The sequence below is a fragment of the Nonomuraea sp. NPDC049709 genome (assembly GCF_040674815.1).
Lineage (GTDB): Bacteria > Actinomycetota > Actinomycetes > Streptosporangiales > Streptosporangiaceae > Nonomuraea.
Genome location: NZ_JBFANM010000008.1, coordinates 116287 through 138925, shown reverse-complemented (window position 1 = coordinate 138925; position 22639 = coordinate 116287). Strand labels below are relative to the sequence as shown.

General features: G+C 72.4%; 21 protein-coding genes. 10 read left to right on the top strand and 11 right to left on the bottom strand.

The window, feature by feature from the left end:
* Nucleotides 1-99 precede the first annotated feature (99 nt).
* A complete protein-coding gene (locus AB0J69_RS10195; RefSeq protein WP_364114976.1) occupies nucleotides 100-1539 on the top strand; it encodes a HAMP domain-containing sensor histidine kinase in 1440 nt (479 codons plus the stop codon).
* A gap of 109 nt (nucleotides 1540-1648) precedes the next feature.
* On the opposite strand, the gene AB0J69_RS10190 is transcribed toward AB0J69_RS10195, so the two are convergent.
* Complete coding sequence (locus AB0J69_RS10190; protein WP_364114974.1) at nucleotides 1649-2164, bottom strand: MarR family transcriptional regulator; 516 nt, start codon at nucleotides 2162-2164, stop codon at nucleotides 1649-1651.
* A gap of 119 nt (nucleotides 2165-2283) precedes the next feature.
* Here AB0J69_RS10190 and AB0J69_RS10185 point away from each other — a divergent pair, with 119 nt between their 5' ends.
* The 3 genes from AB0J69_RS10185 to AB0J69_RS10175 are packed head-to-tail and all read left to right on the top strand — an operon-like array spanning nucleotide 2284 to nucleotide 4235.
* On the top strand, nucleotides 2284-2427 hold the full coding sequence (locus AB0J69_RS10185; protein ID WP_364114972.1) for a hypothetical protein: 144 nt from the start codon (nucleotides 2284-2286) through the stop codon (nucleotides 2425-2427).
* A 37-nt stretch (nucleotides 2428-2464) separates the two neighbouring features.
* Nucleotides 2465-3502, top strand: a complete 1038-nt coding sequence (locus AB0J69_RS10180; protein WP_364114970.1) for an LLM class flavin-dependent oxidoreductase — start codon at nucleotides 2465-2467, stop codon at nucleotides 3500-3502.
* Between the two features lie 34 nt (nucleotides 3503-3536).
* Nucleotides 3537-4235, top strand: a complete 699-nt coding sequence (locus AB0J69_RS10175; protein ID WP_364114968.1) for an NADPH-dependent F420 reductase — start codon at nucleotides 3537-3539, stop codon at nucleotides 4233-4235.
* Between the two features lie 31 nt (nucleotides 4236-4266).
* On the opposite strand, the gene hemQ is transcribed toward AB0J69_RS10175, so the two are convergent.
* Both hemQ and hemG read right to left on the bottom strand, forming a co-directional pair.
* Nucleotides 4267-4968 carry a hydrogen peroxide-dependent heme synthase gene (gene hemQ / locus AB0J69_RS10170; RefSeq protein WP_364114966.1) on the bottom strand — a complete coding sequence of 234 codons (702 nt, stop codon included), beginning with the start codon at nucleotides 4966-4968 and terminating at the stop codon, nucleotides 4267-4269.
* Between the two features lie 5 nt (nucleotides 4969-4973).
* Complete coding sequence (gene hemG / locus AB0J69_RS10165; RefSeq protein WP_364114964.1) at nucleotides 4974-6377, bottom strand: protoporphyrinogen oxidase; 1404 nt, start codon at nucleotides 6375-6377, stop codon at nucleotides 4974-4976.
* 107 nt (nucleotides 6378-6484) lie between these two features.
* Here hemG and AB0J69_RS10160 point away from each other — a divergent pair, with 107 nt between their 5' ends.
* A complete protein-coding gene (locus AB0J69_RS10160) occupies nucleotides 6485-7447 on the top strand; it encodes a DUF4349 domain-containing protein (RefSeq protein ID WP_364114962.1) in 963 nt (320 codons plus the stop codon).
* Nucleotides 7448-7459: 12 nt separating this feature from the next.
* Here AB0J69_RS10160 and hemE read toward each other — a convergent pair whose 3' ends face one another.
* Nucleotides 7460-8521 carry a uroporphyrinogen decarboxylase gene (gene hemE / locus AB0J69_RS10155; protein ID WP_364114960.1) on the bottom strand — a complete coding sequence of 354 codons (1062 nt, stop codon included), beginning with the start codon at nucleotides 8519-8521 and terminating at the stop codon, nucleotides 7460-7462.
* Nucleotides 8522-9086: 565 nt separating this feature from the next.
* Here hemE and AB0J69_RS10150 point away from each other — a divergent pair.
* The 5 genes from AB0J69_RS10150 to AB0J69_RS10130 all read left to right on the top strand — a co-directional run bounded on the left by AB0J69_RS10150 (nucleotide 9087) and on the right by AB0J69_RS10130 (nucleotide 14293).
* Nucleotides 9087-9683: a DUF3000 domain-containing protein gene (locus tag AB0J69_RS10150; RefSeq protein ID WP_364114958.1), complete on the top strand. Its 597-nt coding sequence runs from the start codon at nucleotides 9087-9089 to the stop codon at nucleotides 9681-9683.
* Nucleotides 9684-9728: 45 nt separating this feature from the next.
* Nucleotides 9729-10955, top strand: coding sequence for an HRDC domain-containing protein (locus AB0J69_RS10145; RefSeq protein WP_364114956.1), 1227 nt, complete (start codon nucleotides 9729-9731; stop codon nucleotides 10953-10955).
* A gap of 127 nt (nucleotides 10956-11082) precedes the next feature.
* Nucleotides 11083-12228 (top strand): Gfo/Idh/MocA family oxidoreductase, encoded by a 1146-nt coding sequence (locus AB0J69_RS10140; protein WP_364114954.1) that lies wholly within the window; start codon nucleotides 11083-11085, stop codon nucleotides 12226-12228.
* Complete coding sequence (locus AB0J69_RS10135; protein ID WP_364114952.1) at nucleotides 12225-13391, top strand: dihydrodipicolinate synthase family protein; 1167 nt, start codon at nucleotides 12225-12227, stop codon at nucleotides 13389-13391. Before AB0J69_RS10140 ends, AB0J69_RS10135 begins: the two co-directional genes overlap by 4 nt.
* Nucleotides 13388-14293, top strand: coding sequence for a sugar phosphate isomerase/epimerase (locus tag AB0J69_RS10130; protein ID WP_364114950.1), 906 nt, complete (start codon nucleotides 13388-13390; stop codon nucleotides 14291-14293). Before AB0J69_RS10135 ends, AB0J69_RS10130 begins: the two co-directional genes overlap by 4 nt.
* A 97-nt stretch (nucleotides 14294-14390) precedes the next feature.
* Here AB0J69_RS10130 and AB0J69_RS10125 read toward each other — a convergent pair whose 3' ends face one another.
* The 7 genes from AB0J69_RS10125 to AB0J69_RS10095 all read right to left on the bottom strand — a co-directional run bounded on the left by AB0J69_RS10125 (nucleotide 14391) and on the right by AB0J69_RS10095 (nucleotide 22601).
* A complete protein-coding gene (locus AB0J69_RS10125; protein ID WP_364114948.1) occupies nucleotides 14391-15008 on the bottom strand; it encodes a class I SAM-dependent methyltransferase in 618 nt (205 codons plus the stop codon).
* 29 nt (nucleotides 15009-15037) lie between these two features.
* The gene (locus AB0J69_RS10120) at nucleotides 15038-17611 is read right to left on the bottom strand and encodes a PEP/pyruvate-binding domain-containing protein (RefSeq protein WP_364114946.1); all 2574 of its coding nucleotides are present in this window, start codon (nucleotides 17609-17611) and stop codon (nucleotides 15038-15040) included.
* Nucleotides 17612-17685: 74 nt separating this feature from the next.
* On the bottom strand, nucleotides 17686-18606 hold the full coding sequence (locus AB0J69_RS10115) for an alkaline phosphatase family protein (protein ID WP_364114944.1): 921 nt from the start codon (nucleotides 18604-18606) through the stop codon (nucleotides 17686-17688).
* Between the two features lie 16 nt (nucleotides 18607-18622).
* Complete coding sequence (locus AB0J69_RS10110; RefSeq protein WP_364114942.1) at nucleotides 18623-19396, bottom strand: sugar phosphate isomerase/epimerase; 774 nt, start codon at nucleotides 19394-19396, stop codon at nucleotides 18623-18625.
* Nucleotides 19393-20385, bottom strand: a complete 993-nt coding sequence (locus tag AB0J69_RS10105; RefSeq protein WP_364114940.1) for a LacI family DNA-binding transcriptional regulator — start codon at nucleotides 20383-20385, stop codon at nucleotides 19393-19395. Before AB0J69_RS10105 ends, AB0J69_RS10110 begins: the two co-directional genes overlap by 4 nt.
* A gap of 331 nt (nucleotides 20386-20716) precedes the next feature.
* Complete coding sequence (locus AB0J69_RS10100) at nucleotides 20717-21766, bottom strand: hypothetical protein (RefSeq protein WP_364114938.1); 1050 nt, start codon at nucleotides 21764-21766, stop codon at nucleotides 20717-20719.
* A 220-nt stretch (nucleotides 21767-21986) separates the two neighbouring features.
* Nucleotides 21987-22601 carry a TetR/AcrR family transcriptional regulator gene (locus AB0J69_RS10095; protein WP_364114936.1) on the bottom strand — a complete coding sequence of 205 codons (615 nt, stop codon included), beginning with the start codon at nucleotides 22599-22601 and terminating at the stop codon, nucleotides 21987-21989.
* Nucleotides 22602-22639: the final 38 nt, after the last annotated feature.

Sequence of the window (22639 nt, the reverse complement as noted above, 5' to 3'; positions counted from 1 at the left end):
CGTGAATCAGAGGTCCAGGTGAGGTATCGACGTCAATCATGCCGTCAATCGAGTCGTGCGTTTTGCCGTCCGCTACGGCGTGTGTGCTCGACTGGGCGCATGAAGGCTCGGCAAGATTGGTCGATCACCACCCGCATCACGGTTTTCGCCGGCGCGGTGGCGGTGCTGCTGTCGGCGATGCTGGGCGCAGCGGTGATGCTGGCGATCCACAGGTACGTGACGGCTGACCGCACGAGCGAGATCGCCGCGGACGGTGGCCGAGTGGCTCACGAGGTGGAGCACAACGACGTCAGTGTCCCCCTGGTCGAGCATTCCGACCGGAACATACAGGTCGTCGACCCCGCGGGCACGGTCGTCGCCGCGTCACCGCGGCTGCGCGGCAAACCGGTGATGGCCGACTTCACCCCCGACGGCAGGACCATGGCCACCCGCATCGTCTGCGGCGGGGGCTTGCCCGGCCACGACTGCAACATCGTGGTCGCGCAGTCGGCCTACCGGGCGGGGCAGGACTGGATCGTCTACAGCTCGAGTCCCACGATCCCGCCCTACGTCACCCCGTGGCTGGCCGCGACCGTGCTCGGCGCCGCGGCGTTGATGGCCGCGGCGATCACCGCCCTCGGCCACCGGATCGTCACCGCCGCCCTCAGACCGGTGGCCGCCATCCGCAACGAGCTCGACCTGATCAGCGAGATCTGCCCCGACCGGCGGGTCCCCCATCCGCCGAGCCGCGACGAGATCCACGACCTGGCCGACAGCGTGAACCGTACCCTGGCTCGCCTGCACGCCGCGATGAGCCAGCAGCGCCATTTCACCTCCAACGCCTCGCACGAGCTGCGCACCCCCATCGCGGCGATCCGCGCCGAGGTCGAGGACGCCCTGTACGCGCCCGAGGAGACCACCGTGTCCAGGCTGGGCACCACGGTGCTGGGCAGCGTGGACCGGATCGAGGCGATCGTGGGCGACCTGTTGACCATGGCCCGGTTGGAAGCCAGGCAGGCCCTGGATTCCGAGCCGATCGACCTGGCCGCGTTCGCGAGCGCGGAGTTCAGGAGCCGGCACGACGCGCACAAGGAGTACGCCCACGCCCTGGAGCCCGGCGTGGTGGTGGCCGGCGACAGGGCTCAGCTCTCCCGTCTGCTCGCCAACCTCCTCGACAACGCCGAGCGGCACGCCGCCTCCACCGTCACCGTCCGCGTGTGCCGCGAGCACGGAGCCAAGCCGAACACCTTGCGGTTCCCGCAGGGCGTCGCCCGGCTGGAGGTGCTCGACGACGGGGCCGGCATCGACGTGGACAAGCGTGAACTGGTCTTCCAGTGCTTCGCCCGCCTGGACACCGCCCGCGACAGAGGAGCCGGCGGGACCGGGCTGGGGCTGCCGATCGCCCGCCAGATCGCCCAGGCGCACGGCGGCACTCTCCAGATCGAGGACAGTTTCACCGGCGCGCGGTTCGTCCTGCGCCTCCCCCTGGCCGCCATTCCGCAGGCCGCGGACGGTAAGGCGGCGAGCCGCCCCGAAGGATCGGCCGCCCAGGACGCATAAGACGCCTGCCAAGGTGTCACCGGCATCGGACTCGTCGACCACCTGCGCGCTGTGGTCACCGCGGCCCGGGAGGCGGGGGTATGACGTCACCCTGGTCCGGGACGCGACCTCATGAGTCCTCATTCACCTCGACGCGCGGAGGGCGGGCCCTGGGCTGTTCGCGCGCCTTGTCGAGGCGGCTCCGCAGCGTGGCGGCCAGGTCGCCGGCCGCGGCGATCTGGTCGGGGGACAGCGCGTCGACGAAGAGCTCGCGGATGGCGCGAAGGTGCGGGATGGATGCCTTGCGGAAGGCGTCGGCGCCTTCGGCGGTGAGGACGATCTCCGCCCCCCGGCTGTCGGTGGCGCAGTTCTCGCGCCGCACCAGCCCGCGCCGTTCCATGCGTCCGAGGTGGTGGGACAGGCGGCTGCGCTCCCAGCCGATCGTCGCGGCGAGTTCGGAGGAACGCAGCCCGCGTCCGTCCGCGTCGCTCAGCGCGAGCAGGACGGCGTAGTCGCCCGGCGACATGGACGAATCGCTCTGGAGACGTGCGGCCAGCTCCGAGCGCAGGGATTCGGTGGTCTCGATGAAGTCCCGCCAGATCCGTAGCTCCTCGCTCGTCGGCAACTGTCGCCTGCGCTGCGTCACGGCCGTCCCTCCATTCACGAGTAATTGACATGTCAATGACTTCCGCAACATAATTGACATGTCAATCATCTCCGATCGGGTGACAGGACGCAACGTCCGCGGTCGGAACAGGAGGAATCGTGACCGTCGGCAGGATCGAACCCACCCGCTTCGAGGTGGGGCTCAACCCGTTCGGGGAGCCCGGCGACCCCGCCGCCCCGGTGCTCCCCGCCGCGATCGCTGACCTGCGGCTGAGCCGCTTCGACGAACCGGTCCGAGCCTGACACCCGACAACTCACGACACCCTCGAAAGAGACCCCCATGACCGACATCACCTTCGGGCTGGACACCTTCGGCGACGTGCCGGAGGACGCCGCCGGAGTCCCCGTTTCCCACGCCGCGGCGATCCGCCAGGTCCTCGACGAGGCGCTGATCGCCGACGAGCTCGGCGTCGACGTGATCGCCCTGGGCGAGCACCACCGCCCCGAATATTCGATCTCCACCCCGGAGACCGTGCTCGCCGGCATCGCGACGCGCACCTCCCGCATCCGCCTCGCCTCCGGCGTGACGGTGCTGAGCTCGGACGACCCGGTCCGGGTGTTCCAGCGCTTCGCCACCGTCGACGCGCTCTCGAGCGGCCGCGCCGAGGTGATCCTCGGACGCGGCTCCTTCACGGAGTCGTTCCCGCTGTTCGGCTACGATCTGGCGGACTACGACGTGTTGTTCGAGGAGAAGATCGAGCTCTTCGTCAAGCTGCTCGACGAGCGGCCCGTCACCTGGAGCGGCACCGTACGCGCCCCGCTCGAGAACGCCGACGTCTTCCCCAGGACCGAGTCGGGGCGCCTGAGCACGTGGGTCGGCGTCGGCGGCTCGCCCCAGTCGGTCGTCCGCACCGCCCGCTACGGGCTGCCGCTCATGCTGGCGATCATCGGCGGCGCCCCCGACCGGTTCGCCCCGCACATGGACCTCTACCGGCGGGCCGCGGACCAGTTCGGCACGACGGCGCACCCCGTCGGGATGCACTCACCGGGCTTCGTCGCGGACACCGACGAGGAGGCCAAGGAGAGGTTCTGGCCGGGCTTCAAGCTGATCCGCGACCGGATCGGAGCGTTGCGCGGCTGGCCGCCGGTACGCCGCGCCGAGTTCGAGGGCGAGATCGAGCACGGCTCCCTGTACATCGGCTCACCCGAGACCGTCGCCCGCAAGATGGCCCGAGCCATCCGCCGCCTCGGCGTCGGGCGGTTCGACCTCATCTACAGCGCCGGTCCGCAGTCCACCGGAGCCCGGCTGAAGGCCGTCGAGCTGTACGGCGGCAAGGTGATCCCGATGGTCCGCGACATGCTCGCCGAGGGCCGGTGACGAGAATGCGGTACACCAGCACCCCGGAGCGGTCATGAACACCGACGACGTCCGTACCATCGGCATCCTCGGCGCCGGCAAGGTCGGCACCGTCCTGGCCCGCCTGGCTCTCGCGGCCGGCTATCACGTGCTCGTCGCGGGCTCCGGCGACCCCGCGCGGATCGCCCTCATCGTCGAGGTCGTCACGCCGGGCGCGATCCCGGTGACCGCGGCGGAGGCGGCGACCCAGGCGGACGTGGCCGTGCTCGCCCTGCCGCTCGGCAAGCACCGCAACGTCCCGGCGGAGGCGCTGCGGGGCAAGCTCGTGATCGACGCGATGAACTACTGGTGGGAGGTCGACGGCGTGCGCGACGACCTCACCGATCCGCGCGTGTCCTCCAGCGAGATCGTCCAGGAGTTCCTGTCCGGGGCCCGGGTGGTCAAGGCCTTCAACCACATGGGCTACCACGACCTCGAGGACGGCGCCCGTCCCGCGGGCACCCCTGGCCGCCGCGCGATCGCCGTCGCCGGCGACGACCCCGGCGACGTGAAGACCGTCGCCTCGATCGTGGACGCGCTCGGCTTCGACCCGGTGACCGCCGGGCCGCTCGCCGAGGGTGTGCGCATGGAGCCGGGAACCGAGCCGTTCGGCGCGAACGTCGACGCCGCCGAACTGCGCGCCATGCTCGCCCGCTTCCCCGAGTCGCCGCGCGGCCGCGCGGTGCTCCAGGCGCGCGGCGGGGCCCTTTCGTGAGGGTCGCCACCGGGCCGCGGCCGGACGAAGGCTACGGCAGGGCGGCGACCAGCTCCTGAACGGGCTTGCGGGCCCCGGTGTAGAACGGGATCTCCACCCGGGTGTGCCGCCGGGCCTGCGCCCCCCGGAGCGTACGCATGAGGTCGACGATCCGGTGCAGCTCGTCGGCCTCGAACGCCAGCATCCACTCGTAGTCGTTGAGCGAGAAGCAGGCCACGGTGTTGGCCCGCACGTCGGGATAGTCGCGCGCCATCCGGCCGTGCTCGGCCAGCATCGCCCGCCGCTCGGAGTCCTCCAGCAGATACCACTCAAGGGAGCGGACGAACGGGTAGACGCTCACGTAGGCCCGCGGCTCCTCCTCGGCGAGGAAGGCCGGGACGTGCGACTTGTTGAACTCGGCCGGCCGGTGCAGCGCCATCGCCGACCAGACCGGCCTGGTGTGCCGGCCCAGCTCGGTGCGCCGGAACCTGGCATAGACGTCCTGGAGGTCCTCCGGCGTGGGAGCGTGCCACCAGAACATGAGGTCGGCGTCGGCCCGGAACCCGGCGACGTCGTAGACCCCCCTGGTCACGACGTCCTTCCCGGCCACCTGGTCGAGCAGCTCCTGAACCTCCGCCGCCAGGTCGTCGCGGTTGCCCGGGCACGGCTCGGTCACCTGGAAGACCGACCACATCGTGTAACGGATCACCTGGTTGAGATCGCGGGCCTTCGGCCGCGCAGCGCCCTCTGTCATGCTGCTCATTCTCCTCTCAGAGCCAGGTGGTCCAGAATCCGGGCGGCGGCCGTGCGGGCCGTGCCGATGCACGCGGGGATCCCGATGCCGTCGTAGGCCGCGCCGCACACGGCCAGCCCCGGCTGCACGGCCACGGCGGCGCGCACCCTGGCCACCCGGTCGAGGTGGCCCACGTTGTACTGCGGCAACCCTCCGCCCCAGCGGGTGACCCGGCTGTCGACCGGCAGGCCGCGCGCGCCCATCACGTCGGCCATCTCGGCCATGGCCAGCGAGACCAGCTCCGCGTCCTCGCGCTGGAGCAGGTGCTCCTCGCCCAGCCGGCCGATCGAGCAGCGCAGGATCACCAGCTCCTTGGTCAGGTGGGGCCACTTCACCGAGCTGAACGTGACCGCCTTGACCGGCCGCCGCTCCACCGGCGGCACCAGGTAGCCGCTGGTGGCCGGCGGCTCGGGGAAGGCGTCGAGCGGGTACGCCAGCGTGACGACGGCCATGCTCGCGTACTGGATCCGGGCCAGCTCGCTCGCCGCCTTGGGCGCCTCGGCCTTGAGCAGCCTGGCGGAGGCGGGCCCCGGCGTGGCCACGATCACCGCGTCCGCCTCGATGACCTCGGGTTTCGGCACGGGCCCGGCGATCAGCCGCCAGCCGGCCTCGGTGCGGTGCAGCTCGCGTACGGTGACGCCGGTCCTGACGTCCGCTCCCGACGCCTTGGCGACCGCCTCGGGCAGGCCGCCGACACCGTTCTTCGGCGCCGTGAAGAGCGGCCCGGCGTCCTTCGGGGTCTCCTCGACGAGGTGCCTGGCCGCGCTCAGCAGCGAGCGCTCGGAGCGTGCCACCGCCGCCACGCGCGGCATCGTGGCCTCCAGCGACAACATGTCGGCCCGGCCCGCGTAGACGCCGCCGAGCAGCGGCTCGACCAGCCGGTCCACGATCTCGGCGCCCATCCTGGCGCGGATGTAGGCGGCCACGGACACGTCGGTGCGCACGAGCGTCGGCGGCAGGATCTGGTCGAGCGGCACGCGCAGCAGGCCGCCGGGCGAGATGATCCCCGACTTCGCCAGCTCGGTCAGGTCGGAGGGCACGCCCATGACCTGCCCCTTCGGCAGGTGGCGCAGCGTGCCCCTGGTGTAGACGGCCGAGCGCGCGGTGCCGGGGAAGACCAGGTCGTCGCCGAGCCCGACCGCCCTGGCCAGGTCTTTGCCCTCGGGCCGCCTGGCCAGCATGGCCTCGGCGCCCGCGTCGACGCTCACCCCGGCGACCTCCGAGGTGTACAGCTTGCCACCGATGCGCGGCGAGCCCTCGAGGACCGTCACCTTGACCTGCTCGCCCGCGCCCTGGCGGAGATACCACGCGGCGGCGAGGCCGGAGATCCCCGCGCCGACGACGACCACGTGCGCCCGTTTCCCTTCCACGCCTCCTGACGCTACCGCCTCAGCGGGGCGGGCAGCAGTTCGGGGCATGTGACCGGACCGTGATCCATCCCATCAAACCGGCACAATCCTGGGGCCGTCATATGGGCATGACCAGATTCCGGTACGGCATCGCGCTCTCGGGGGCCTGCGCGGCCTTGTTACTCACCGGCTGCGGCGGGGGCGGCTCCATGGCCAGCAGGTCAGAGTCGGCCGACGCGCCGGCCGCCCAGACCGGCGGCGCCGCCCGCGAGGAGAGCGTCCAGAAGGAGCAGTTGTCGCGGGGCAAGGACGGCATCGTCGCGAACGTCAAGGTCACCCAGCAGGAGCGGCAGGTCATCTACACCGGGACCATGACCGTACGCGCCAAGCAGGTGAGCACGGCCGTGCAGCAGGCCAAGCAGATCGTCACCGCGGCCGGCGGCTACCTGTCGCGGGAGGAGACCAACTCGGCCAGCGACACCCGGGACACCGCCACGCTGGTCTTCAAGATCCCGCCCCCGAAATACTCGGAGATGCTGGGGCGGCTCGGCAAGGATCTGGGCAAGCAGCTGTCGATGAACCAGGGCACCCAGGACGTCACCCTGAAGGTGGCCGACGTGGAGAGCCGGCTGAGGTCGGCGCAGCAGTCCCTGGAGTCGCTGCGCGCGCTGCTGAAGAAGGCCGACACGATCGGGCACGTGCTGGAGGTCGAGCGGGAGATCTCGGCCCGGGAGTCCGATCTGGAGTCGTTGCAGGCGCAGCAGAAGGAGCTGGCCACGCAGGTCGCCATGGCCACGCTGACGCTGCGGCTGGTGGGGCCGGTCGCCGTGGTCGAGGACCCGGCCGAGGAGCCGGCCGGCTTCTTCGGCGGGCTGAAGGCCGGCTGGCAGGCGCTGGTCTCGTTCACGAAGGTGACGCTCACCGTGATCGGGGCGCTGCTGCCGTGGCTGGTCTTCTCCTCGCCGCTGATCGTGCTGTTCGTCTGGCTCGTACGCCGGAACCGCCGCAGGCGCCCGTCACCTCCGCCCCGTCCGACGCCGCCCGGCCCGCCTCCGGCGCAGCCTGGCACGCAACCGGCCACGACCGCCTAGCAGCGGGGCCGCTCAGCTCGCGCGGCCGTGCTCGTGGACCAGGTCGGTCAGGCGCTTGAGCTGGTCGGGGTCGGTCGAGGGGAGCACGCCGTGCCCCAGGTTGAACACGTGACCCTCGGCCGCCTCGCCCCGGCGCAGCACCTCGCGGGCCTTGCGCTCGACGACCTCCCACGGCGCCAGCAGGATCGCCGGGTCCAGGTTGCCCTGCAGCGCCCTGCCCGGGCCGACCCGGCGGGCCGCCTCGTCGAGCGGGACCCGCCAGTCCACGCCCACCACGTCGGCCCCGGCCTCGCCGAGCACCCCGAGCAGCTCGCCGGTGCCCACGCCGAAGTGGATCCGGGGCACGCCCTCGACAGCCTCGAAGATGCGGCGGGTGTGGGGCAGGATGAACTCGCGGTAGTCGTCCGGCGCCACCGCCCCCACCCACGAGTCGAAGAGCTGCACGGCCGAGGCCCCGGCCGCGATCTGGATGCGCAGGTGCTCAAGGACGATGTCCGACAGCCGCTCCATCAGCGAGTGCCACAGCTCGGGGGCGCCGTACATCATGGCCTTGGTGCGGTCGTGGTTCTTCGACGGGCCGCCCTCGATCAGGTAGGAGCCGAGCGTGAACGGCGCGCCGGCGAAGCCGATCAGCGGGGTGCCGCCGAGCTCGCCGGTCAGCGCCCTGATGGACTCGGTGACGTAGGGCACGTCGCCGGGCTCCAGCGGGCGCAGCGCGTCGAGGCCCTTGGCGTCGCGGATCGGGTCGGCCACGACCGGGCCGACGCCCGGCTTGATGTCGAGGTCGATGCCGATGGCCTTGAGCGGGACCACGATGTCGCTGAAGAAGACGGCCGCGTCGACGCCGTAGCGGCGGACCGGCTGCATGGTGATCTCGACGATCAGGTCGGGTGTCGCGCACGCCGTGAGCATCGGCACACCCTCGCGGACCTTCAGGTATTCCGGCAGTGACCGCCCGGCCTGTCGCATGTACCAGACAGGGGTGTGCGGGACGGGCTGGCGGCGGCAGGCACGCAGGAACGCTGAGTCGGCGAGGTTCACCACACCAGGGTGCCATGCAGGGGGGCCGGTCATGACACCGGTGCGAGGTGTCGGAAAAAGATGCATTGGACACCCCAAATCATGATCAGATAGCCAGATGAAGGTTTACCGGTCTGCTCGGCATCGGCAGCGCACACGGGTCGAACACACCCCATGCCCGCCCAGAGAGCCGGTCTCGACTGGGCCAAATGTTCCCCAAGCCACCGCGCGGCATCGATTCAGCGACCACTTTCGGGACACGCCGAGCGCGTTGCGGGGAATTGTCAGCGGCTCGTGCCAACGTCGGAGCCACGACCCGAAGAAAGGCCCCGGTTCGATGACTCGTGCGATGACCGCGTTGTGGAGTTCCCCAGAGCGCCGCAGTGAGCACTGCCCTTCCTGCGCCGGTGAGCGGCCGTTCGAGCAGCCGCCGTGCCTCGACGGTCACGAACCGGGCGAGTGCCCCGAGTGGGCCTGCGCCGACTGCGGCCACGCGATCCTGCTCGGCGCCGCGGAGTCCACCCGCCCGGTTCGCCAGCTTGTTACGGCAGCGGCTTGATCACGAAGGATGAGCACCCCCGTGGTCCCCTTCCGCCCGTCTTCGACCTACGCTTCGGCTATGACACTCGGTGACCAGCCACCGCCGCCCGCCGCGTTCACCCGCGCGGCGGAGAGCCTGCGGCGGACCGAGGTCAGGCCGGAGATCGAGCTCGAGGACCTGCCCGCGCCGCAGCGGCTGGCCCCCTACGCGGCCGCCATCGGCGCGTCGGTCTACCGCGACGACGACGAGCTCGCGGTCGGCCGGCTGATCCTGCTCTACGACCCCGAGGGCCAGCGGGGCTGGGAGGGCCCGTTCCGGCTGGTGGCCTACGTCCGGGCCGACATGGAGCCGGAGATCACCTCCGACCCGCTGCTCGGGCCCGTCGCCTGGAGCTGGCTGACCGAGGCTCTGGAGGCGCATCAGGCCGACTACTCCGCCGCTGGCGGTACGGTGACAAGAGCCGTGTCCGAGGGCTTCGGCAACAAGGCCGACGACCCGGTCACGACCGAGCTCGAACTGCGGGCCTCATGGTCACCCGCGCAGGAGGATCTCTCCGGCCATGTCGCCGCCTGGTGCGACCTGATGTGCCTGGCGGCGGGCATGCCGCCGCTCCCGCCCGACGTGGCCGCCCTGCCCCGCAGACGTGATGATCCGGAGAGTGACCGACCGAAGTGAGGGCACCAGTCAAGACAGCACCAGCGTCATGAGGTCGGTGAACTCATGACAGAAGAACGCACTGTGGAGCCGCTGCTCGAGCCACGCGAGGGCATCCCTCCGGTCGTCGCCGACGCCGCAGGTCTGGCCGAGGTGGTGGACAGGTTCGCCGCGGGCACCGGCCCCGTCGCGGTGGACGCCGAGCGCGCGTCCGGCTACCGCTATGGCAACCGCGCCTACCTCGTGCAGCTGCGCCGGGCCGGGGCGGGCACCGCGCTGATCGACCCGATCGGGTGCCCCGACCTGTCCGGGCTCGACCGGGCCGTGTCCGGGGCGGAGATCGTGCTGCACGCGGCCTCCCAGGATCTGCCGTGCCTGATGGAGGTCGGGTTCAAGCCGCGCGAGATGTTCGACACCGAGCTGGCCGGCCGGCTGCTCGGCTACGAGCGGGTGGGGCTCGGCACGATGGTCGAGACCGTGCTCGGGCTGCGGCTGGAGAAGGGCCACTCGGCGGCCGACTGGTCCACCAGGCCGCTGCCGGAAGACTGGCTTCGCTACGCCGCGCTCGACGTGGAGGTCCTGGTCGAGCTGCGTGACGTGCTCCACCAGGAGCTGACCGACAGCGGGAAGCTGGAGTGGGCGCGCGAGGAGTTCGCGGCCGTGCTCGACACGCCGCCGCCCGCGCCCAGGTCCGACCCCTGGCGGCGCACCTCGGGAATCCACAAAGTACGCAACGTGCGCGCCCTGGCCATCGTGCGCGAGCTGTGGACCATGCGCGACCAGATCGCCCGCGAGGCCGACCTCGCGCCTGGCCGGGTGCTGCCCGACGCGGCGATCGTCACCGCCGCGCTGGAGGGACCCCGTACCAAGAAGGCATTGACCGAAATTTCAGCATTCACTGGCAGAAGTGCGCGCAGGCACATGAGCGACTGGCTCGCCGCGGTGGCCAAGGCCCGTGGCCTGCCCGACAGCCAGCTGCCGCAGCCCAGCACGCCCGGCGACGGCCCGCCGCCGCCCAACCGCTGGGCCGACCGCGATCCGGCCGCCGCCAAGCGCCTGGCCGCGGCCCGCGCCGTGGTGGCCGCGCTGGCCGACGAGCACCACATGCCGACGGAGAACCTGCTGCAGCCCGACGCCGTACGCAGGCTCACCTGGGAGCCGCCCGCGGAGATCACCGACGAGAGCGTGACCGCCCGGCTGCGCGAGCTCGGGGCCCGCGAGTGGCAGCTCTCCCTGGCCGCCCATCCCATCGCCAAGGCCCTGGCCAGGCTGGAGATGCGCGGCGAGCTCTAGGCTCGGCACCGGGTGCACTCACCCGCGGTCGAGGCCCACCTGAGGTTCGCGCTACTTGACGCCCTCGGTGGCCCGGCCGTACGGTTCGGGAAAGCGCTTTCCCCATGTTTTGCCTGAAGGGATCCTCATGAGCGTGCGCACCATCGGCGTCGTGATGAACGGCGTCACCGGACGGATGGGCTACCGCCAGCATCTGGTCCGTTCCGTCCTGGCCATCAACGAGCAGGGCGGTGTGACGCTCTCGGACGGCTCCAGGATCAACCTCAAGCCAGTGCTGGTCGGACGCAATGCCGACAAACTTGCAGATATCGCCGCTAAGCATGGAATTTCGGATTTCACCACGGACCTCGACGCGGCCCTCGCCGACGACGACAACCTGATCTACTTCGACGCCCAGGTCACCAGCGCCCGGGTGAAGGCCGTGCTGAAGGCCATCGAGGCCGGCAAGCACATCTACGCCGAGAAGCCGACGGCCGAATCGACGCAGGAGGCCATCGCGCTGGCCGAGGCCGCCACGGCCAAGGGCGTCAAGAACGGCGTCGTGCAGGACAAGCTCTTCCTCCCCGGCCTGCTCAAGCTGAAGCGGCTGATCGACGGCGGCTTCTTCGGCCGGATCCTGTCGGTGCGCGGCGAGTTCGGCTACTGGGTGTTCGAGGGCGACTGGCAGGAGGCGCAGCGCCCGTCCTGGAACTACCGGGCCGAGGACGGCGGCGGCATCGTGCTCGACATGTTCCCGCACTGGCACTACGTGATGGAGAACCTGTTCGGCCGGGTCCAGTCCGTCTACGCTCAGGCCGTGACGCACATCCCGGCACGCGTCGACGAGCAGGGCAACACGTACCAGGCCACCGCCGACGACGCCGCGTACGGGATCTTCGAGCTGGAGGGCGGCATCGTCGCCCAGATCAACTCCTCCTGGACCGTCCGCGTGAACCGGGACGAGCTGGTGGAGTTCCAGGTGGACGGCACGCACGGCAGCGCCGTGGCGGGCCTGCGCAACTGCCGCGTCCAGCACCGCTCGGCCACCCCCAAGCCCGTCTGGAACCCGGACCTGCCCGCCACGGCGCGCTTCCGCGACGGCTGGCAGGAGGTGCCGGACAACGCGGAGTTCGACAACGGGTTCAAGATCCAGTGGGAGGCGTTCATCCGGCACGTGGTGGAGGACGCGCCCTTCCCGAACGACTTCGCCTCGGGCGCGCGCGGCGTCCAGCTCGCCGAGCTGGGGCTGCGCTCGAACGCCGAGGGCCGCAGGATCGAGGTGCCCGGGCTGTGAGGATCGACCTTCCCGGCATCGGCGCCTACACCCTGACGGAGCCGACGACCTGGCCGGTCGTCGAGACGCCGGCGTCGAGCCGCATCGTGTACGCCGCCGCCCACGTCGTGGCCGACCCGCTGGGCGACAACACGCCCGGCTCCCCCGCCGCCGTCGACTGGGACGCCACGCTGCGCTTCCGCCGCCACCTGTGGTCGCACGGCCTGCGCGTCGCCGACGCCATGGACACCGCCCAGCGCAACATGGGCCTGGACTGGGCGGCCACCAAGGAGCTCATCCGGCGCAGCGCCGCGGAGGCCCGCTCGTACGGCGACCCGGCGACGCTGGTGGCCTGCGGCGCGGGCACCGACCACGCGCCCGGGGCCGGCGACCTGAACACGATCACCGCCGCGTACGCCGAGCAGATCGAGACCGTGCAGTCCGCCGGCGCCGGCGTGATCGTCATGGCCTCCCGCCAGCTCGCCCGGGTGGCCACGGGCCCCGCCGACTACCACCAGGTGTACGGCAAGCTGTTCGGCCTGACCGACCGCCCGGTCATCCTGCACTGGCTGGGCGAGATGTTCGACCCGAACCTGGCCGGCTACTGGGGCTCGCGCGACGTGGCGGCGGCCACGGAGTCGTTCCTGGAGCTGATCCACGCCCACGCCGCGATGGTGGACGGCGTGAAGGTGTCGCTGCTGGACGAGGAGCACGAGGTCGGGCTGCGCGCGGCGCTGCCCGAGGGCGTCAGGCTGTACACGGGCGACGACTTCAACTACCCGTCGCTGATCAGGTCGGGCTCGCACGCGCTGCTGGGCATCTTCGACGCCATCGCCCCGGCGGCGGCCGCGGCGCTCCAGGTGCTGGACGCGGCCGCGGCGGCACGTGACGAGGCGGACCGGGAACGGCTGCTGGCCTCGTACGACGAGATCCTCGCCCCGACCGTGCCGCTGTCGCGCAAGATCTTCGAGACGCCCACGTACAACTACAAGACCGGCATCGTCTTCCTGGCCTGGCTGAACGGTCACCAGGATGCCTTCGCCATGGTGAACGGCGCCCAGTCGGCGCGCTCGCTGCTGCACCTGTCGGAGGTGTTCCGCCTGGCCGACCAGGCCGGGCTGCTGGCCGACCAGGAGCTGGCCGTGCGCCGCATGAAGTCCCTGCTGGCGGTGAACGGGCTGTGAGCGAGGGAACCACGGGACGCGGCAGCCTCTCGCTGAACCAGTGGACGACCCGGCACTGGTCGCTGGCCGAGGCCGTGGACGGGTGCGTGCGGCACGGCCTGGAGTCGATCGGGCTGTGGCGGGAGAAGGTCGCCGAGCAGGGGCTCGCCGAGAGCGTCAAGCTGGTGCGGTCGGCCGGGCTGCGGGTGTCGTCGCTGTGCCGGGGCGGCTTCCTGACGGCGGGTGGGCTGCCCGGCGAGGAGGGCCGTACGGCCTTCGCCAGGGCGCTGGAGGACAACCGGCGGGCCATCGACGAGGCGGCCGAGCTGGCGGCGGCCTGCCTGGTGATGGTGGTGGGCGGCCTGCCCGGCGTGCGGCCGGGAGAGGCGCTGCCCACCACGGGGCCGGCCGGCGGCTTCACGCGCGACCTGGCCGGGGCCCGGGAGCGGGTGGCCGAGGCGCTGGCGGAGCTGGCGCCCTATGCCGGTGAGCGGGGGGTGAAGCTGGCCCTGGAGCCGCTGCACCCGATCTACTGCCCGGACCGCGCGGTGCTGTCCACGCTGGCGCAGGCGCTGGAGCTGAGCCTGGCCCACCCGGAGGAGCAGGTCGGCGTGGTGGTCGACACGTTCCACGTGTGGTGGGACCCGCGGTTGTTCGAGGACATCGCGCGGGCCGGAAGCCGGATCGCCGGCTATCAGGTGTGCGACTACCTGCACCCGCTGCCGGAGGACGTGCTGCTCGGGCGGGGCATGATGGGCGACGGCGTGATCGACTTCCGGCCGATCACGCGGGCCGTCCAGGCGGCCGGGTACACCGGTGACGTCGAGGTGGAGATCTTCAACGCCGACATCTGGGCCGCCGACCCCGACGAGGTCGTGACCACGATGAAGGCCCGCTACGAGGACGTGGTGCTGCCCGCGTGACCCCGGACGGAGCGGCGTGCGGTCGCGCCGCCGCTCCCTCCCGCACGCGAGCCGCCGCTTTCTCACGCACGCGAGCCGCCGTTCCCTTCCCTCACCCTCACTGGTCCGGCCGGTCCCAGACCAGCAGGTAGCGGCGCAGCAGCAGGCGGCGGTAGCGGCAGCCGGGCAGCTCCTCGCGGGCCAGCCGCCCGGTCTCGGCCCACGACAGGACGGGCGGCGTGCCGGGCACGGCCTGGCCCGGCCCGCTCTTGGGGCCGTGCCGCAGCTGCAGCAGGCGGGAGACGACCTGGGCGGTGCCGCTGATGACCCAGTCGCTGGGCGAGCGGTTCAACGCCAGGCCGATGACCACCAGCCGCCCGCCCGGCGCCAGCAACCGGGCCAGGGCCCGCGCGGACTGCCGGAACTCGGCGTGGTGGGTGACGGCGACGGCGCTGATGAAGTCGTACTTGCCCTCGGGGAGCAGGCCGTGCGGGTCATCGAGGTAGTCCGCCGTCACGAAGGAGACGTTGTCCAGGTAACCGTGGCGCTCGCAGGCCAGGGCGACCGCCTCCGGGGACCGGTCGGCGGCGGTCACGTCCGGTACGCGGGCGGCCAGCTTGCCGGCCAGCAGCCCGTCGCCGCAGCCGATGTCGAGCGCCCGCCCGCAGCCCGGGGGCACGAGCTTCATGACCAGGCTCTGGTAGTGAACGTTGTGGTTCCAGTAGGGCTCGGACATTTGATCACCATAGCGCCGGCGACGTTGCGCTATGACGGGATCGTCACCGTTCCGGCCGCGCCGTTCACCGTGATCTCCTGGCCCGAGGAGATGCGGTCGATGGCGTGGGGCACGCCGACCACGGCCGGGATGCCGTACTCCCTGGCCACCACCGCTCCGTGCGACATCGCGCCGCCCATCTCCATCACCAGCCCGCCGGCGGTCAGGAACAGCGGCGTCCAGCCGGGGTCGGTCGAGGGGCAGACGAGGATCTCGCCCGGCTCCAGGTGCGCGCCGATGGGGTCGAGCACGACCCGGGCGATGCCCGTGACCGTGCCGGCCGAGGCCGCCGTGCCCGTCAGGGCGCCGTCCGCGGCCGGCTGCGCGAGGGCCTCGGGCTCGGTGCCGTCGGAGAGCAGCACCCGGGGCACGTGCCTGCGGCGCCGCTCCTGCTCGTGCGCCGCCCGCCGCCCGGCCACCAGCTCCCGCAGGTCTCCCCCGCCCAGCGCGGCCCTGGTCTCCCGCAGGTCCAGGAAGAACACGTCAGCGGCCGAGTCCAGCACGCCGAGGCCCACCAGGTGCTCCCCGACCGCGAGCAGGCTGTGCCGGACCGCCGCGATCGTCTTGACCAGGTAGAACTTGGGCAGCTCGCGCAGCCCGGCGTACCGGCGCGTGCGCCCGAGCCCGAAGCGCACGACGGCGGCCCGCCACCGTCCCCTCCCCCGCGCCCTCGACGCCACGCGGGCGATCGCGGTGCGCGCCTCCCGCGCGCCCCTGGCGAACAGCGCGTCAGGCGCGAGGTCGGCCGCGCCGTCCATGCGCAGGTAGTTGGCCAGCACGCCGAGGATGTGCGCGGGCTCCTCCGACCACCTCGGCACGCCGACGTCGATCTCGGCGACGCCTCGGTGGCCGTACTTGTCCAGGAACGCGGTGATCTCGCGCTGGGCGACCGGCGGGAGCCCGCCCTCCTGGTAGAGGCGCACCAGCTCGGCCACCGTCCGCTCCTTGAACGGCGCCGGCTCGACGCGGGTGGCCAGGTCCCACAGCTCCAGGTCCATCTCCGTGGTCGGGTTGTGCGGCACGCTGCGCAGGACGTCGCTCATCTCGTTCACCGGCACGCCGGAGAGCTTCGACGCCAGCGCGAACAGGGCGTAGCCGGTGATCGCGGTCGGCATGATCGAGATGATCAGCGGGAAGGTGCCGGCGAGCACGCGTTCGGCGTGGTCGAGGCGCTGTGCGGGGGTGGCGGTGGCGGGCACCCGCAGCCGCCGGTCGAGCTCCTCGCCGAGCCGGACGGTGTCCGCGACCGCCTTGGCCGGCCTGGTCAGGGCCGTCAGGACGCGGGCGGGAACGCGGACGCGGCGGGCGAAGCGCCCGAGGCCGCGCAGGAAGGGGCGCAGGGAGGTGTGCGCCAGCGTGAGGCGCGGGTCCTCGAACAGCCCCTCCATGATGTTCACGGCACGCGCCTCGCCGAGCGTCAGCATGCGCGGGAGGATGGCGCGGCCGGGACGGCTGCGTACGACGGTCGTGAGGTCGAGCCAGATTCGCTCCCCCGAGGCGGTGAGGAAGGGCGCGCCGTCGAGGGGGTCGGCGGGGGCGTGCCCGGCCAGTCCCGCTCCGCCCGCGCTGATCACCCGGAACACCGACTGTCCCATGGGCGTGAGCGGCCCCATGACGCCCTGCACGACGTTGACCGAGAAGTACACCCGCAACCCCGGCCTGGGCCGCTCGGGCAGCGGGTAGAGCGTGGTGATCGGCCTGGACTGGGTGAGCCAGAGGGTGCCGTCGCGGTCGATGGCCCACTCGGTGTCCTGCGGGGCGCCGTAGTGGTCCTCGACGCGGGCGCCCAGCGCGGCCAGCCGGCGCACCTCGTCGTCGGTCAGGCAGAGGCCGTCGTGGGAGGTCTCGACGCGTTCGGTGCCGCCGCCGGGCAGGGAGCGGATGGCCAGCAGCTTGTCGCCGGCGTGCCGTTCGAGGATCTCCCCGTCGAAGACGCGGAAGCGGTCGGGGTTCACGGCGCCGGAGACGACGGCCTCGCCGAGCCCGGGGCTGGCGTCGATCACGGCCTCGCGCCGCCGTCCGGTCACCGGGTTGGCGGTGAACATCACGCCCGCCACCTGCGCCTCCACCATCTCCTGGACGACCACCGCCAGCCGCACCGAGGCGTGGTCGATGCCGTTGGACTCGCGGTAGGCCACGGCACGGTCGGTCCAGAGCGAGGCCCAGCAGCGGCGTACGGCCTCCACCACCGCCTGCGCGCCCACCACGTTGAGGAAGGTGTCCTGCTGGCCGGCGAAGCTGGCGAACGGCAGGTCCTCCGCCGTGGCGGAGGACCTGACCGCGACGGGCACGTCGTCGCCGAGCGCGGCGTACGACTTCACGATCTCCTCCCGCACGGCCTCCGGCACCGGAGCCTGCAGTAAGTGCCGCCTGGCCCGCTCGGCCAGCCCCTCGCCGCCGGTCTCCAGGCCCTGCGCGACCTGGCGGTACGCCTCCGTGGTGAGGACCCAGCCGGGCGGCACGGGCAGCCCGGCCCGGGTCAGCTCGCCGAGGTTGGCGGCCTTGCCACCCACCTCGGCCAGCATGCCCGCGTCGATCTCGGTGAAGTCCAGGGCCGTCTTCATCGAATGCACTCCTGCCGTTCAGCGTCCTGTCACCAGTTTCACGCTTCCCGGGCAGAAATTCAACACTTGATGAATCAAGGTTCCAGGGGAGCACCGTCCAGGTCCCACGCGGGGTCGAGGGCGACGCCCAGCGCGGCCAGGGCCGTCGGTCCCACGTCCACCAGCCGGGGCGCGCCGAGCGAGCGGCCGCCCAGGTCCTCGCCGAGCCGGTTCACGATCACGAACACCGTGCGCTCCTCGTCCGTGGTGCCGCCGTGCCCGCCCTCGTCCACGTGGCCGTGGTCGGTCGTGACGAGCACGGTCCAGCGCTCCCCGGGGTACGCGGGCCGGGCGCGGATCGCGTCGAGCAGGCGGCCCAGGTAGGCGTCCTGGGCCTTGAGGGCGGCGGCGTACTCGGGGCAGTGGGGGCCGAGGTCGTGGGCCACCTCGTCGGTGTCACCCAGGTAGACGAACACGGCGTCCGGGTCGTCCTCGGACAGGTGGCGCTCGGCGGCGTCGGCGACCTGGGCGTCGGCCTCGGCCCAGCCGACGGCGTACCCGTCGAGGACGAACCTGCGGTCGATCGCCGGGCCGAAGGCGCCGTGCTCGGCGAGGGCCGCCCACGAGAAGAACGCCGAGGTGCTCAGGTGGGGGCGAGCGGTCTTGGCCCGAGTCAAGAAGTCCGGAAATTTCGTGAACTGGGGGCTCGCGAAGCCGTTGTCGACAACGCCGTGCTTGTCGGGCCAGGCGCCGGTGGCGATGGAGGACCAGCCGGGGCCCGAGTCGGTACGCGACCTGATCACCCGGCCGCCGTCGCCGGGCTCGGGGGTCTTGGGGACGACCTCTCCAGGGGATTCCGTGCGCGGGGTGCCGGCCTCGCCGTAGGGGAGCTTGCTGGTGCCGTACGCACCGGAGGACATCAACGCGGCCAGCACGGGGGCGTCCAGGGCGATCAACCGGTCGAACCGCAGGCCGTCCATGCCGACGACGAGCACCTTGCTGCTAAATGCGGACATCCCCCCATCTAAGCGGTTAAGGGGCGAAACGCCGCACCCACTCCGCCGCACCCGGCAGGATCTCCTCGACTGGGGCCACCTGCGGATACCACGTACGCTCCCACTCCAGCGACACCCAGCCGTCGTAACCCGCGCCGCGCAGCAGCTCCCCCGCCTCGTCCAGCGGCACCGACCCCGTCCACATGGGCACCGGCGTGGTGTCCTGAGCGGAGACGGCGTCCTTGATCTGCACATAGGACAGGTGAGGGCCCAGCGCGGCCAGCGAGCGCGCCGGCGGCTCGCCGTGGCGCCACGGGTGCAGCAGGTCCCAGATCGCGCCGGTGGTCTCGGGGCAGCCCGCCTCGTCGAGCAGCGCGGCCACGGCGGCGCAGGTCGCCATCCTGTCGTGCGTCTCGACGAGCACGCGGCGGCCGAGGTCGCCGGCCGTACCGGAGACCGCCTTGAGCCTGCGGGCGCCCACGGTCACGTCGTCGCCGCGCGGGAAAACCCGCACGCCGGGCGCGCCGAGGTCGGCGGCGAGCCGCAGGTCGGCGAGGAGCGCCTCGACGACCGGCTCGTCCGGCCCCGGCTGGCAGATGCCGACATATCCGGCGAGAGCCGCGATCTCCAGTCCCGCGCTCTCGACCCGCTCCCGCACGGCCCGCCGCTCCGCCGCGCCGAGCCCGGCGTGCACGCCGGTGTCCGGATGCAGGCGCAGCTCCAGCCCCTGGCAACGCTGCCCCGCCGCGATCTCGATCGCCCTGTCCAGTCCCTCGCCGGGCATCCCCAGCGTGCTGACCGCCAGCTTCACGCCATCCTCCGCACGCTCTCCCGCAGGACGACCTCGCCGGCGACCTGCTCCACCACCACGGGTTCGTCCTCGTTCAGCGCCAGCTCCAGCGCCCGCGCCCCCATGTCCTTCAACGGCAGCCGCACGGTCGTCAGCGCGGGCACGTGATCACGCAGAGTGACGATGTCGTCGAACCCGGCCACCGACACGTCCTCGGGCACCCTGATCCCGCGCTCGCGGCAGGCCGCCAGCGCCCCCACCGCCATCACGTCGTTGACCGCGAACACGCACGTCGCGTCCCCGACCTGCTGGGCCGCGGCATAACCACCGTCGCGGTCGAACGGCCCGTGGATCACCTGCGGGGCCGGCAGCCCCAGCTCGTCGAGCGCACCGGCGAAACCGGCGCACCGGTCGGCCGCCGTCACCAGGTGCGGCGGCCCGGCCAGCACCGCGAAGCGCGTGTGCCCCAGCCCGGCCAGCGCCCGGGCCAGCTCCGCCGCCCCTTCCCTGTTGGCGGGCGCGACGGTGTCCACGCCGAGGAGATCCTGCCCCACGCAGGCCGCCCGGCCGCCGCCCGCCTGGTATCTGGCCAGCTCGTCGCGCAGGCGGCCGGTGACGGCCGGGTCGGCGACCCGCGAGCCGACCAGCAGCACGGCCCGCACGCGCTGGGCGTTCAGGGTGGCGACGTAGGCGATCTCCTGCTCGGGGTCGCGATGCGTGGTGCCCACCATGACCAGCAGCCCCTCGGTCGCCGCCGCCCGCATCGCCCCGTCGGCCAGGGCCGCGAAGTAGGGGTCGGTCAGGTCGTGCACGACGATGCCGATGACGTTGCTCGCCCCGCGGGCCAGCGTCTGGGCGGCGATGTTGGCACGGTAGCCGAGCTCGTCCGCGGCCTGCTCGACGCGTGCCCGCAGGGCCGCGCCCACCTGGCGGGTGCTGCCGTTGAGCACCCGCGAGGCGGTCGCGAGCGAGACGCCCGCCTGCTTGGCGACGTCTTCCAGCGTGACCACGTTGACCTCCCCGGAAAGCGGTTTCCCAGTCTGCCAGACCGGCACCTGGATCCGCATCCTGCCACGCCCGGCCTCGGGCCGCACGCTCAGCGGGCCCGGCCCGGGGGAAGGCCGGACGACGCCCCGCCACCCCGCCCGAGCCGAGAGCCCCCCTGCACGAGGGACGCCTCCGCCCGAGCCGGGCGCCTCCCCTGGCCAAGGAACGCCTCACGTAAGGGGACGCCGGGGGTTGCGGGGACAGGGCGGGTCAGACCCACGAGCGGGTCAGGCCCGGGGCGGGTCAAGCCCCGGGGCGGGTGAAGCCGGGGCGGGTGAAGCCCGGGGCGGGAGATCAGGCCCAGGGGAACAGGATGTCGAGCAGGCCCTTGCGCTCCTCCTGCGTCGGCGTCGGGGCGGGCGCCTGGGTCGTGGCCGGCGGCTGCGTGGTGGGGCTCTGGTCGTTCGACTCCGGCTGCTTGGTCGCCGGTTTGTCGTCGTTGTCCTGCCCCGTGGTGTCCGCGGTGTCGTCCATCGTGTCGTTCTGCGGCGCCCGGGTGGGCCTGCTGGTGGTCTTCGAGGTCGGCTCCCCGACCCGGGTGGGCGTCGGGCGGGCCGAGGGCTCGCGCGTCGGGCGGGCCCGCTGCTGCGTGGGCGTCGGCATTACGGTCTCGGACTCGGTCGGCTCGCCGGTGGCCGAATCGGTGGGTTCGGGGCTGACCTCCTCCTCGACCGGCGCCTCCTCGGGCACGGCGGAGTCGGAGGGCGAGGTCACCTCACCCGCGCTGGCGCACCGGCTGCCCGCACAGGGGTCGTCGGAGGACGTACCGGTGAGCATCCAGCCGGCGCCCACGCCGACGAGCACCACCGCGACGGCCGCCACCAGCAGCACCCTGGTACGGCGGCGCACCTCACCCTCGCCCCCCGAGCCCCCGTCGTGGGAGTCGTCGGTCCACCCCGAGCCGAGGAACCCGCGCCTGGGCGGGTCGTCGTCGCGGTCGTCGTCCCGCGCCGGGTCGTAGCCGCGGTCCAGCGGGAGGTAGGGGCTGTCGTCCTCCACGGGGTGCGGCCCGCTGGCACCGCCGAAGTCGTGCGGCCCGCTGGCGCCCCCGAAGTCGTGCGGCCCGCTCGGACCGCCCAGGTCGTGGGGCCCGCTGGGCCCGCCCAGGTCATGCGACCCGGCCGCCCCGCCCAGCACGTCGTGCGGGCCGCCGAGCACGTCGTGCGAATCGGCGGCCAGGAGACCGCGCGGGGCGGGGTCCAGCACGTCACGCACGCCCTCGCCGAGCGGCGGCTCACCGGCAGGCGTGCCCTTGTCGAGCGGGAGGATGTAGGTCTCGTTGCCGACGACCTGGATGGCGGGTTGCTCGTCGGTGTCCTCGGTGCTCCACCGTGGGGACAGCACATCACCCGTCAACTCCGGGTTTAACGACCTACCCTGCCCATCCTCGTATGGCCTGTCGTTCTCGTCGCGCGCCACGATGGAACCTCTCTAGTACGAATTCGGACCGCGCCCCTTCCTACCATCTCTTGTCGGAAAATTTCACATGTTTCGCTAAAACTACTCTCTGTAACATATGTCCCAATGCTATCGTCTCGTCACACCCCGGGTACAGTCCTGAAGATCAATCGCCGGTGATCCCGGAGAGCAGTTCGTCGAGCGCCGCCTTCACCCGCTCGACCCCCACCCCGCCGTCCCTGAGCCGGTGGACGAGCAGTGGCGCGGCGAGCGGCGCCAGGAGCGCGTCGGCCAGGCAGTAGGCGTCGGCCTCCGGGCGCAACCGGCCGATCAGCATGGCGAGGTGCCCGTGGTAGGCCTCGTACGCGCCGCCGAAGCGGGCCAGCGGCCCCGCCGTCTCCGCCATGAGCAGAAGATCGAGCTGCTCGACCGTCCGGTCCGTGATCGCCCGCAGGAACGCCCTGGCCCGCTCCCCCGGCTCCGCGCCGGGCCCCAGCGGCGGCGGGCCCTCGATGAACGCCGCCTGGAACTCCCGCTCCCGCGCGTCGATCAGCGCGTACGCCAGCCCCGAGCGGTCCCCGAAACGCCGGTAGAGCGTGCCGACGCCGACCCCCGCCGCGGCGGCCACGTCCGCCATGGACAGAGCCTGCACCCCCTGCGTGGCGACGATGCTCTCGGCCGCGGCGAGGATCTTGGCCCGGTTGCGGGCGGCGTCGGTACGCTCCCGCCGCCCCGCCCCCTTGGTCGTCGCGGTCTCCGGCTCGGTGGGCTCGCGTCTCACGGGTCCCATCCTCGCACCGCTTGCATCCGGAATAGGTT